At 53.4% G+C, this 11,932-nt stretch carries 9 protein-coding genes; 8 read left to right on the top strand and 1 reads right to left on the bottom strand.

The window, feature by feature from the left end:
* Positions 1-115: 115 nt before the first annotated feature.
* A complete protein-coding gene (locus CJO09_RS00350) occupies positions 116-922 on the bottom strand; it encodes a helix-turn-helix transcriptional regulator (RefSeq protein WP_245961191.1) in 807 nt (268 codons plus the stop codon).
* A 141-nt stretch (positions 923-1,063) separates the two neighbouring features.
* Between CJO09_RS00350 and CJO09_RS00345 the strand changes: the two genes are divergently transcribed.
* The 8 genes from CJO09_RS00345 (at position 1,064) to lon (ending at position 11,921) form a co-directional block, all read left to right on the top strand.
* Entirely contained in the window at positions 1,064-2,245 is a 1,182-nt protein-coding gene (locus CJO09_RS00345) for an ABC transporter substrate-binding protein (protein WP_245961190.1), read from the top strand.
* Positions 2,246-2,249: 4 nt separating this feature from the next.
* Complete coding sequence (locus CJO09_RS00340) at positions 2,250-4,124, top strand: AMP-binding protein (protein ID WP_119440606.1); 1,875 nt, start codon at positions 2,250-2,252, stop codon at positions 4,122-4,124.
* A 17-nt stretch (positions 4,125-4,141) separates the two neighbouring features.
* Entirely contained in the window at positions 4,142-4,957 is an 816-nt protein-coding gene (locus tag CJO09_RS00335) for an enoyl-CoA hydratase/isomerase family protein (protein ID WP_245961189.1), read from the top strand.
* A 15-nt stretch (positions 4,958-4,972) separates the two neighbouring features.
* The gene (locus CJO09_RS00330; RefSeq protein ID WP_119440605.1) at positions 4,973-5,842 is read left to right on the top strand and encodes an SDR family NAD(P)-dependent oxidoreductase; all 870 of its coding nucleotides are present in this window, start codon (positions 4,973-4,975) and stop codon (positions 5,840-5,842) included.
* Between the two features lie 105 nt (positions 5,843-5,947).
* Entirely contained in the window at positions 5,948-7,258 is a 1,311-nt protein-coding gene (gene tig / locus CJO09_RS00325) for a trigger factor (RefSeq protein ID WP_114420664.1), read from the top strand.
* Positions 7,259-7,912: an ATP-dependent Clp endopeptidase proteolytic subunit ClpP gene (gene clpP, locus CJO09_RS00320; protein ID WP_114420665.1), complete on the top strand. Its 654-nt coding sequence runs from the start codon at positions 7,259-7,261 to the stop codon at positions 7,910-7,912.
* Between the two features lie 100 nt (positions 7,913-8,012).
* Positions 8,013-9,326 (top strand): ATP-dependent Clp protease ATP-binding subunit ClpX, encoded by a 1,314-nt coding sequence (clpX, locus tag CJO09_RS00315; RefSeq protein WP_114420666.1) that lies wholly within the window; start codon positions 8,013-8,015, stop codon positions 9,324-9,326.
* Between the two features lie 111 nt (positions 9,327-9,437).
* A complete protein-coding gene (gene lon / locus CJO09_RS00310; protein WP_119440604.1) occupies positions 9,438-11,921 on the top strand; it encodes an endopeptidase La in 2,484 nt (827 codons plus the stop codon).
* Positions 11,922-11,932: the final 11 nt, after the last annotated feature.

Here is an 11,932-nt window from a genome sequence, read left to right as displayed (position 1 = left end):
TACATGAAGAGAGGCAATGCTTATAGCGAGAGAGGCAATGCTTTGGCGTAGTTGTGCCGAGCGGTTCAGCTTTTCATGTCAGTTGCGACTAAAGGCGAGGAAAACCAGATTGTTTTTATTTGGTCGCGCTAGCGAGCAGCAAATAATATCTCACCAGCTCGTTTCGAAAATGAATGCCTAATCTGTCGAACGCCCGGTTTCTGTAGGTTTTTACTGTGGGTAGCTTTAAACCCAGGTCTGTCGCAATGCCTTCGTAGCTCATTCCCAATACGGTTCTGGCCACAACATCGAGCTCTCGTTCTGTGAGGTCTGGGCGACGCGCCTGGAATGTCAGGCGAACGGCGTCCACCGACATGGCATTGGTTAAGTGCGACTGCAGCGAAAGTGCCAGGTGACGTCGAACGGCGGCCAGCAGGGCCGGCGCCAAAGCTTCAAACGCGGCGAGTTCGTGATCGCTGTATAAACGTTGGTCGTTATAACGATAGAAGTTCAGGGCGAAAATTTCGCTTTGCGACTCTGCTTCCACAACGGACAGGCGTTCGCTCATGTCGAACTGCCGGTAGACTTTGTCTCGGTGTAGGGGCGTGGGAATTTCTTCTGCTGTTAAATGCGTGATGGCGGGGCTGGTAACCCCGGAGCTGTCGAGAATGAAGCTTTTGTCGGCCAGGTGAGGGCCGGAGAGATAGGCACGCCAGCTATCGGCAGTGGTGTCTTTGCGTTGGTAGGTGCTTGACAAGAACATGCGAGGTTGCGACCCGCCCACCCGGTAAACCGACCAACACCCCACCGGCATGACGCGGTTTACCTGCTGCAAGACTTCGTGGGAGAAATTCTCCACACCAATGCCGGTGACGATTTTTGCAACGGCATCTTGTATTAGCGCAGCATCTGAGGCCGCGCCCTCGAGTCTCCATGCACGCATTTTGTACCCCGTGTTTTGTCGAATACGTGTCATCTTTTCGGATGACAGTGTTTTTTTTCTTATTTGCCTAGTATAAGGCAGGCCGCAGATCAATAGTGAAACACTGGGGCAGCTTAAAAATAAACCAAAAGGAGACACGTAATGCGTTTTCAATTTATCCGGAAGGCGTCATTCTGGCGTCAAACAATGATGGCCGGCGCGACGACGCTGGCTTTTGCTGCAAGTGCTCCCGCTTCAGCTGAAGTGACGGTAGGTGTGATTCTTTCCCTCACCGGGCCGGCCGCTTCGTTGGGTCAGCCGGCAGAGAATACCGTTAAGCTCTGGCCGAAAGAAATCGGTGGCGAACCTGCTCGCGTCATTATCATGAATGATGGCAGTGATCCGACCGAAGCCGGGAGATTGGCATCGAAGTTGATTTCAGAAGAAAAAGTGGATGTGCTGGTTGGCTCGTCAATTACTCCACCTTCCATTGCGATCATGGAGGTGGCTGGTCGCAATAAAACACCGCTGGTATCGCTGGGGGGCGGTAACGCCATTATTGAGCCTCAGGAGGGGTCCCGCACTTGGGCATTCAAGATTCCCGCGCCCGAAGCGCTGTCGGTTCAACGTGTTATTAAAGATATGAAGGAACGTGATATCAAGCGCGTGGGAGTCATCGCGGTAACCACGGGTTACGGCGAGGGGTTTCTGAAGGCATTTCAGGATCAGGCAAAAGAAGCGGGTATCGAGATTCCAGTAACCGCCCGGATTGGCGCCCAGGATATCTCGGCCACTACCCAAGCGCTGCAAGTGATGGCGGCTAAACCCGACGCGGTTTATATCTTCAGTTTCGGTACGCCCGGTGCCACGCCTCAGTTAGAGCTGGTCAAGCGCGGTTACAAGGGTACGATTTATCAAACCCACGGCGTCGCGAATGCCGATTATTTGCGTATCGGTGGAAAGGCGGTTGAGGGAACCCGTTTAGCGGTTGCGCCGGTTCTTGTTGCCGAGCAACTTCCGGAGGATCACCCAACCAAAAAAGCGGGCATGGAGTATGTAACCCAATACGAAAGTGAATACGGCGACGGTTCTCGCTCTTTATTTGGCTCGACGGCATGGACGGCCTACAGCATGTTGAATGCCGCCATTCCTGTCGCAATGGAGAGTGCAAAGCCGGGCACGCCCGAGTTTCGCCAGGCATTGCGCGATGCACTGGAAAACATGGAAGAGGTCGTGAGCCCGGAGGGTGTTTTCAACATGAGTCCGGAAAACCATAATGGTTTGGATGAGCGTGGCCAGGTGATGGTGAGCATTGAAAACGGCAAGTGGACACTGGAGCAGTAAAGCCATGAGTAGTGTGATGTCTGTTTCCCGTGCCGAGATTGCCGGCCTGAGCGATATTGTGGCGATGGAACGCGAACCGTATGAGAAGGCGGTTCCGTTTCACTCAACGGCTGCGTTGCTCGACTACGCGGTGTCAAGCTACGGCGCCACCACTGCGGTGCATTTCCAGGAAAATGCGGACCCTGACGGGCCTTATATGACCTGGACGTTTGACGCGTTTCAGCGCCAGTGCATTCGTGCCGCCCATCTTTTTCGTTCTCTTGGTGTGCAGCGCGAGGAGCCGGTTGCATTGCTGGTGCCTCACATTCCTTCGGCGCTGTTCGCGTTGTGGGGGGCGCAAATGGCCGGTTGCGCTTTCCCGATCAATTACCTGTTGGGTGCCGAACATATTGCCCAACTGTTGCGTAAAACGGGTACGCGTGTGGTGGTGACCCTGGCCCCATGTGAGTCGCTGTCGATTAACGCGCAGGCGCATCGTGCAGCCGAATTGGCCGGCTGCGTCGAACATGTATTGGAAATCGATCCGAATGAGCGTAATCCGCAGGATGCCTCATTTCAGAGGCGGCTGCTGGAGTATCCTGAAGAGGGCGGTTTTCAGGATGAGTTGAATCCGGATAGCACCGCTGCGCTTTTTCATACCGGGGGGACGACCGGATTACCAAAAATTTTGCGGCATAGCCATCGCAACGAGGTGCATACCAGTTGGTTTGGTGCATGTTATTACGCTATGCAGCCCGGCGACCGTATTTTAAATGGGTTCCCGCTGTTTCACGTTGCCGGAACGTTTGTGTACGGGCTGGCACCTTTGGCCGCCGGTGCTACGTTGTTTTTGCCTACACTAACCGGCTTGCGCAATCAGGCGTTCATCAAGAACGCCTGGCGATTTGCCGACAAACACGAAATTACCCATTTCGGCTGCGTGCCAACTGTGTTGTCCGCCTTACTGGGTGTGCCCAGGTTACCAGGGCAGGCGAAAGCGATGCGCTGGGCTTTAACCGGTGGTTCGCCTTTGCCCAGTGAGTTGGCGCAGAAGTTTGAGTCGCAATGCGATGTTGCTGTGCGTAATATCTTCGGAATGACGGAATGCGCGGGTATTGTGTCGATTGAACCTTGCCTTGCGCCGCGTCATCCGGGCTCAGTCGGCGTACGCCTTCCTTACTCCGAAGTGGTTGCGGTGCCGCTTGAAACGGCTTCGCAACCGCGTTTAACGGCATTTTGCGTGCCGGGGGAAACCGGCATCATTGCCATAAGAGGGCCGCACGTTAGCACGGGGTATCTCGATCCCACCCAGGCCCAGGGTACTTTTACTGAGGATAACTGGTTGCTTTCCGGCGATTTGGGGCATGTGGATAAGGATGGCTATATTTACCTTACCGGGCGCAGTAAAGATTTAATTATCCGCAGCGGCCATAACATTGACCCAGGCTTTATCGAAGAGGCGTTTTTAAAGCTTTCCGATGTGAGTACATGCGCCGCGGTGGGTGAACCTGATGCCTATGCAGGCGAGTTACCAGTTGTATTCGTCACGTTGAAAGAGGGCGCCGCATCGGGCCCTGCCGCATTGCTGGAGCAGGCTACACCCTATGTGCCCGAGCGGCCGGCTGTGCCCAAACGGGTCATGATTCTTGAGACGATGCCAACCACGCCAATCGGGAAAATTTACAAACCGGCCTTGCGTGCGCTGGCGGCCGAGACAAAAATCAGGGATATCATTCAGGCGTTGAGTTTGCCTGATACCGTGACTGTGCAGTGTTCCGCTCAGGCAAGCGGCGTGGTGGCCACAGTTAATATTCCTGCGTCACTTGGTGGTGATCAGGTTGCCAATCTTAAACAAACATTAGGTACCTTGCCTTTGCGGGTTGATTTTCTTCAGGGGTAGGGTGTCGTTTACTTTGGATGATGATGACCCCTGTTTTACTGACTGATGTTGCGGATGGCGTGCTAACCATTACGTTAAACCGGCCTGACGCACATAATGCGCTCAGTCCGGAGTTATTGTGTCGTTTGGTCGATGAGTTCGATGCGTTCGAAGCAAACGCTGATTTGCAGGTTGCGATCTTAACCGGGGCCGGAACACAGGCGTTCTGCTCTGGGGGCGACCTGGGCAAGACATTGCCGCTATTCAGCGGCGCACGTTTGCCGGCCGATGATTGGGACCAGCGTTTGCTCGACGATCCCCGCGTGCGATCCGTTGCACCGCTGCGTGAGGAACCGTTGAGTAAACCGGTTATTGCGGCAGTCAATGGCGTGTGTGTCGCCGCCGGGGCTGAGATCTTGCTGGGAACCGATATTAGAATAGCAACGCCTCAGGCGTTGTTCGGATGGCCCGAGGTTAAGCATGGGCTGATTCCTTTTGCAGGAACACTGGCACGTTTGCCGCGCCAGGTTTCCTGGTGTCAGGCAATGCACCTGCTCCTTACCGGCGAAATGATTAATGCCGAAACAGCTTTACAGATGGGGCTGATTAACGAAGTGGTTGAGCCGGAACAATTATTAGAACGCGCCGGAAAAATTGCGGGCCGCATCGCCGCCAATGGCCCATTGGCGGTTAAGGAAATCAAGCGGGTTGCGCGTTCGGCAATGGATGAACCGTTGTCTGCGGGTTATGCCTTGGAAGACGACAGTTACAAAACGATAATGGCCAGCGCGGATGCCCAGGAAGGGCCACGTGCATTTATGGAAAAACGCAAACCGGTTTTCCGCGGTCGATAATTTCTCGGAAAAAAAATGATTGATTTGCAAGGAAAAGTGGCCGTCGTGACGGGAAGCGGCCAGGGCTTGGGCTTGTCGGCCGCTCAGGCGTTGGCAAAAGCGGGTGCGGCGGTGGTTGTGAACGATATCGACGCCGACCGTGCCCAGGCAGCGGTAGATTCAATCGTTGCCGCGGGGGGGCGGGCAACTGCGCAAGTGGTTGCTATTGGCAGTAGCGAGGCGGCCGACCAGTGTGTTGAGCGGGCTGTTTCTGCTTTTGGGCGCCTGGATATCATGGTGACTAATGCGGGCATATTGCGCGACAAGGTCCTATGGAATATGAGTGACGATGATTTTGACCGCGTCATTGAGACCCACTTGCGCGGGACGTTTACCTGCGCTCGCGCGGCAGTGCGACATTTTCGCAGCCAAAATGAAGGCGGCCGGTTGATTCTGGTTTCGTCTCTGGCGGGCCAAAAAGGTAATTTTGGCCAGGGTAATTATTCGGCTGCCAAAGCGGGCGTTGTAGGGTTCACACGCACGTGGGCCATGGAGTGTGCACGCATGAACGTAACGGTGAATGCCGTGTTGCCGATGGCGTTAACTCAAATGGTGGCTTCCATACCAGGAATGGAAGCGCACGTGGCCGCCGCCCGGCGTGGTGAATCTTTACCGCCCGAGGTTCGTATGGGCATGGGTATGGGGTTGCCGCAAGAGGTTGCCCCTTTGTTTGTGTTTCTGGCGTCGGCGCAGGCACAGCACATAACCGGCCAGTGCGTTGGCCTGGGTGGCGACAAACTGGCGTTGTGGTCACACCCCGAGGAAGTCAAGGTGGCTTATCAACAGGGCGGGTGGCAGGCCGACGATATTGCCAGTGTGTGGGGCAGCGTGTTTGGCGCGTCTTAGGCGCAAATAAGCACTCGCCTGTAACGTCGTAAACTTTCCGGTAAAATGGTCTGTTCCATTTGATTATTTGTCTTTCAATTTTTAAATCTTTTATATAGGTTCCTAATGCAGCCCGTGGTTGAAAATCTCTCAGGCCTTGAGCGTCGTGTTGATGTGGTCGTTTCGGTCGCAGATATCGAAAAAGAAGTCCAATCGCAGCTCAAGCGCGTTGCACGTACCGCCAAAATTCAAGGCTTTCGCCCAGGCAAAGCGCCGCTGTCCATCATTGAACGTAACCATGGTCCCGGCATTCGCTACGACGTTATCAATACTGAAGTAGGTAAAGCGTTCGAGAAGGTTATTGAAGAAGCCAACCTGCGTATTGCCGGCACACCGAACCTGGAACCCAAAACAGAGGGCGTAGAAGAGGGCACCATGGCTTTCTCCGCCACGTTTGAGGTTTATCCGGAAATTACCGTTCCCGATCTTGCCGCGTTGAAGGTGACACGTTCGGAATCAGAAGTGGGCGAAACCGAAATGAATCGTACACTTGACATCCTGCGCAAGCAGCGGGCGAACTATGAAGCGCGTGAGGGTCGTGAAGCACAAGACGACGATCGCGTAACGCTCGATTTCGTCGGCACTATCGATGGCGAGCCTTTTGAAGGCGGGTCGGCTGAAAAATTTCCGTTCGTATTGGGCCAGGGTCGCATGTTGCCCGAGTTCGAAACGGCCGTGCGCGGTCTGAAAGCAGGCGACACCAACACCTTCCCGCTTACGTTCCCTGAAGATTACCAGGGCAAGGAAGTGGCAGGTAAAACGGCAGAGTTCAAGATCACCATCACGGAAGTGGCTGAACCTATTTTGCCGGAAGTCGATGCCGAGTTTGCAAAGCAATTGGGCCAGCCCGATGGCGACGTCGACAAGCTCATGACCGATATCCGTTCCAACATCGAGCGTGAAGTGAAGGCGCGTGCCCGTTCCCGCACGAAAGCCAGCGTGTTCGACTCCCTGCTTGAAGCCGGTCAATTCGACGTGCCCAAAGCGCTTGTCGATAGCGATGCCGAAAACCGGGTCGCCGCGGCTCGCGAAGACCTGAAACAGCGTGGTGTACCTAACGCCGAATCAATCCCAATTCCTAAAGAGGCATTCTCGGCGGAGTCCGAGCGTCGTGTACGCCTTGGTTTGCTGGTTTCGAAATTGGTTGAAACGGCCGAATTGCAGGCCAAGCCTGAACAGGTTCGCGCCCGCATTGAAGAAATGGCCCAGAATTACGAGCAGCCTGCTCAAGTTGTAACCTACTATTTGTCAGATCGTCAGCGTCGTGCTGAAATCGAGGCGGTGGTACTGGAAGACAACGTGGTTGATCACGTTTTGTCCAAGGCTCAGGTTACCGACGAAAAAGTGGATTTTGACGAATTAATGGGGACTGCATAAATGCAGCGATTTACGGATTTCTATGCCGCCATGCATGGCGACAACTCAGTTACGCCCACTGGTCTAGGCTATGTCCCGATTGTGGTTGAGCAATCGGGCCGTGGCGAGCGGTCTTACGATATTTACTCTCGCTTGCTACGCGAGCGCGTAATTTTCTTTGTTGGCCCGGTCAACGACCAGTCGGCCAACCTGGTTGTGGCGCAATTGCTGTTTCTTGAGTCCGAAAATCCAGGCAAGGATATTTCCTTGTACATTAATTCGCCCGGTGGCTCGGTATATGCGGGCATGGCCATATACGACACCATGCAGTTCGTCAAACCCGATGTATCCACGTTATGCACGGGTTTGGCTGCGAGCATGGGTGCGTTTTTGTTGGCTGCCGGCGCCAAGGGCAAGCGTTATGCGCTGCCCAACTCGCGGATCATGATTCATCAGCCGTCAGGTGGGGCGCAGGGTCAGGCATCCGACATTCAAATTCAAGCCAAGGAAATTCTTAGCTTGCGTGAGCGCCTGAACAACATTTTGGCGGAAAACACGGGTCAACCTGTTGAGCGTATCGCCCAGGATACTGAGCGAGACAACTTCATGTCGGCAGAAGACGCAGCGTCTTACGGCCTGATCGATAAGGTTCTGGTTTCCCGTACCGACGAATAAACGTCAATATCTGGTGGTACCATAGGTATTACCACAAACTCAAAGTTGCCCGGGTTCTATTTGGCCGGTGCAACTGCAACGGATAGGTCAAAGAGTTTTTATGGCAGAAAAAAAAGGATCCGCCGACGAGAAAGTGTTGCATTGCTCGTTTTGCAACAAAAGCCAGCATGAGGTTCGAAAGCTTATTGCGGGTCCGTCGGTGTTCATTTGCGATGAGTGTATTGACCTGTGCACCGATATCATTCGCGAGGAAACCCGGGAAGCTGCGCGCAACGCCGTTCGTAATGAGTTGCCTACGCCGCAGGAAATCAAAGCGTTTCTCGATGGCTACGTTATTGGTCAGGAAATGCCCAAGCGTAGCCTGGCGGTTGCGGTTTACAACCATTACAAGCGGATCCGTTACGGTGAGGTCAAAGGCGACGACGTTGAGCTCACGAAAAGTAATATTTTACTTATCGGGCCTACCGGCTCGGGTAAAACCCTGCTGGCACAAACGCTGGCCCGTATGCTCGATGTGCCTTTCGTCATGGCTGATGCCACAACGCTAACCGAAGCGGGTTATGTGGGTGAAGACGTCGAAAACATCATTCAAAAGTTGCTGCAGAACTGCAATTACGATGTCGACAAGGCTCAACGCGCCATTATTTACATCGATGAGATCGACAAGATCTCGCGCAAGTCCGACAACCCTTCCATTACCCGTGATGTGTCTGGGGAAGGGGTGCAGCAGGCACTGCTGAAACTCATTGAAGGTACTGTGGCTTCCGTGCCGCCGCAAGGTGGGCGCAAGCATCCGAATCAAGATTTCGTTCAGGTTGATACCACCAATATCCTGTTCATTGTGGGCGGCGCCTTCGACGGCCTTGAAAAAGTCATTCGCGACCGCACCGAAAAATCGGGTATTGGTTTTTCTGCTTCCGTGCGTGCCAAATCGGAACGTGGGGTAGGCGAACTCTTTGCCGAAGTTGAACCGGAAGATTTGGTTAAGTTTGGGCTTATTCCTGAGTTGGTTGGGCGTTTGCCCGTTGTGGCAACGTTGGAAGAGCTCGAGGAAGGTACCCTGGTCCGTATTCTTACCGAGCCGCGCAATTCTATTATCAAACAGTTCCAGAAATTGTTTGAAATGGAAGATGTCGAGCTTGAGGTGCGCCCTGAAGCACTTCAAGCCATCGCATTGCGGGCCCTCAAGCGGCGTACCGGCGCGCGGGGCTTGCGTTCCATTGTTGAACAGGCGCTGCTGGGCACCATGTATGAACTCCCCTCGCAAAAAAATGTCAAAAGAGTCATACTCGACGAAAATGCGGTTGTGGGTGGCGGTGCGCCCTTGCTGATTTACGCTGAAGAGGAAGCTGAACAAACTTCCTCCAAAGACAAAAAGTCTGATTCGCCGAAACTGAAGAATGCGGCAGCTTAGGGTCTTGAAATATCGGCGTTAGTCACCACCTACAACGCATGTGCAGTACTTACAAAAGGGAGGCGCTGGCTTCCCTTTTGTTTCTGAAGCTGTTTTATTAAGGAAATGACTATGTCTGCGAGCCAGATTCTCTCCTCAGAACCCATGGATCTCCCATTGTTGCCTTTGCGCGATGTGGTGGTGTTTCCGCACATGGTGATTCCTTTGTTTGTCGGTCGCCCTCGCTCAATCAAAGCGCTGGAAATGGCGATGGAAGCCGGTAACAACATTATGCTGGTTGCGCAAAAATCCGCCGGCAAGGATGACCCCACACCTGAAGACTTGCACCAAATTGGTTGCGTTGCCAGTATTTTGCAAATGCTGAAACTGCCCGACGGCACGGTAAAAGTGCTGGTCGAAGGTTTGCAACGTGCGAAAGTGAATTCAGTGTCCGACGCTGAAACACATTTCAATTCGAATGTTCAGGTATTACCCGCCGACGAAGGTCAGGCAGCTGAAGCGGAAGCGCTTCGCCGCGCGGTCGTCGCTCAGTTCGAGCAATACGTTAAATTAAACAAGAAAATCCCTCAGGAAATTCTGACTTCTTTAAGCGGCATTGATGAAGCAGGGCGTTTGGCCGACACGGTTGCAGCGCATTTGCCGCTCAAGCTTGAACAAAAACAACAGATGCTCGAGGTAGTGAATACAACCGAGCGCCTGGAAAACCTGTTGTCACAGTTGGAGTCGGAAATTGATATTCTCCAGGTCGAAAAGCGTATTCGCGGTCGGGTGAAGAAGCAAATGGAAAAAAGCCAGCGCGACTATTATCTGAACGAGCAGGTTAAAGCGATTCAGAAAGAGCTCGGCGAGGGCGAAGACGGGGCCGATCTTGAGGAGCTTGAGAAGAAAATTCAAGCTGCACAGCTTCCCAAAGAAGCACTCAAGAAGGCTGAGTCGGAATTGAAGAAACTCAAGCTCATGTCGCCTATGTCGGCTGAGGCCACCGTTGTGCGCAACTACATCGATACACTTATTGGTTTGCCCTGGCGCAAAAAAAGTCGTATCAATAACTCCATTACCAATGCTGAAAGCGTGCTTGATGCCGACCACTACGGCCTTGAAAAAGTGAAGGAACGTATTGTTGAGTATCTGGCCGTTCAGCAACGGGTAGACAAATTGAAAGCGCCTATTTTGTGTTTGGTTGGGCCTCCGGGCGTGGGTAAAACCTCGTTGGGTCAGTCCATTGCGCGAGCAACCAACCGCAAGTTCGTGCGCATGGCGTTGGGCGGCGTGCGCGACGAGGCTGAAATTCGCGGTCACCGTCGTACCTATATTGGTTCAATGCCCGGCAAGATTCTGCAGAACATGTCCAAGGTCGCGGTACGCAACCCCTTGTTCCTGCTTGATGAAATCGACAAAATGGGCGCTGATTTTCGCGGCGATCCATCGTCGGCGCTGCTCGAGGTGTTGGATCCGGAACAGAATCACACTTTCCAGGATCATTACATCGAAGTCGACTTCGATCTGTCCGATGTGATGTTCGTGGCCACCAGCAATACGCTGAATATTCCACCTGCGTTGCTCGACCGCATGGAAGTGATTCGGCTGTCGGGTTATACGGAAGACGAAAAAGTACACATTGCGTTCGACCACCTGTTGCCCAAGCTTATGAAGAACAACGGTGTGCGCGAAGGCGAAATGGAAGTGCAGGAATCCGCTGTACGCGATATTGTTCGTTACTACACGCGGGAAGCGGGTGTTCGTGCGCTCGAGCGTGAAATCAGCAAGTTATGCCGTAAGGTTGTTAAGCAAATGCTGGAAAAGTACCCCGAGTTAACTATGGCACGTCGCCGCGGCAAGGCAGTGAAAGGGGATGAATCCATCGAGAAAGTGGTGATTTCGTCCGCCAACTTGAACGACTTTCTGGGCGTTCGTCGTTTCAATTTCGGCATGGCCGAAAAAGAGAACAAGGTTGGCCAGGTCACCGGCTTGGCCTGGACTGAAGTGGGCGGCGATTTGCTGACTATTGAAGTGGCGGATATGCCGGGCAAGGGCAATGTCATTCGTACCGGCTCGCTGGGCGACGTCATGAAAGAGTCGGTTGAAACCGCGCGTACCGTTGTTCGTGCAAGGGCGCAGAAATGGGGTATTTTGTCGTCGGTTTTTGAAAAGCGCGATATTCACATCCACTTTCCCGAGGGAGCAACACCCAAAGATGGCCCATCGGCGGGTATTGCAGTTACAACAGCCATGGTTTCGGCCCTTACCGGCATTCCCGTTCGGTCCGACGTCGCCATGACCGGTGAAATTACTTTGCGTGGCGAAGTATTGCCCATTGGCGGCCTGAAAGAGAAACTTTTGGCAGCACACCGGGGCGGTATCAAAACGGTTTTGATTCCCGAGGAAAACGTGAAGGATTTACAGGATATTCCTGACAACGTTAAAAACCAGTTGGAGATTGTGCCGGTTCGCTGGATTGACCGTGTGCTTGAAGTTGCGTTGCAAGACATGCCACAGGCTTTGTCTGACGAAGAAGTGGCACGCCTCACGGCTGAGTCGATCGCCAATTCAAAGACATCGGGTGAGTCGGGTACCGATAACGTAATTAAGCACTAAGTACTCTGGGG

The sequence above is a fragment of the Neopusillimonas maritima genome (genome assembly GCF_003576595.1).
In the GTDB taxonomy this organism is placed as follows: domain Bacteria; phylum Pseudomonadota; class Gammaproteobacteria; order Burkholderiales; family Burkholderiaceae_B; genus Neopusillimonas; species Neopusillimonas maritima.
Note: the sequence above shows the minus strand (reverse complement) of the source record. Positions and strands in the feature narration are given on the sequence as shown.

Coding starts and splice junctions, on each gene's coding strand:
- CJO09_RS00350 (WP_245961191.1), bottom strand. CDS start 922: ATGCGTGCATGGAGACTCGAGGGCGCGGCCTCAGATGCTGCGCTAATA.
- CJO09_RS00345 (WP_245961190.1), top strand. CDS start 1,064: ATGCGTTTTCAATTTATCCGGAAGGCGTCATTCTGGCGTCAAACAATG.
- CJO09_RS00340 (WP_119440606.1), top strand. CDS start 2,250: ATGAGTAGTGTGATGTCTGTTTCCCGTGCCGAGATTGCCGGCCTGAGC.
- CJO09_RS00335 (WP_245961189.1), top strand. CDS start 4,142: ATGATGATGACCCCTGTTTTACTGACTGATGTTGCGGATGGCGTGCTA.
- CJO09_RS00330 (WP_119440605.1), top strand. CDS start 4,973: ATGATTGATTTGCAAGGAAAAGTGGCCGTCGTGACGGGAAGCGGCCAG.
- tig (WP_114420664.1), top strand. CDS start 5,948: ATGCAGCCCGTGGTTGAAAATCTCTCAGGCCTTGAGCGTCGTGTTGAT.
- clpP (WP_114420665.1), top strand. CDS start 7,259: ATGCAGCGATTTACGGATTTCTATGCCGCCATGCATGGCGACAACTCA.
- clpX (WP_114420666.1), top strand. CDS start 8,013: ATGGCAGAAAAAAAAGGATCCGCCGACGAGAAAGTGTTGCATTGCTCG.
- lon (WP_119440604.1), top strand. CDS start 9,438: ATGTCTGCGAGCCAGATTCTCTCCTCAGAACCCATGGATCTCCCATTG.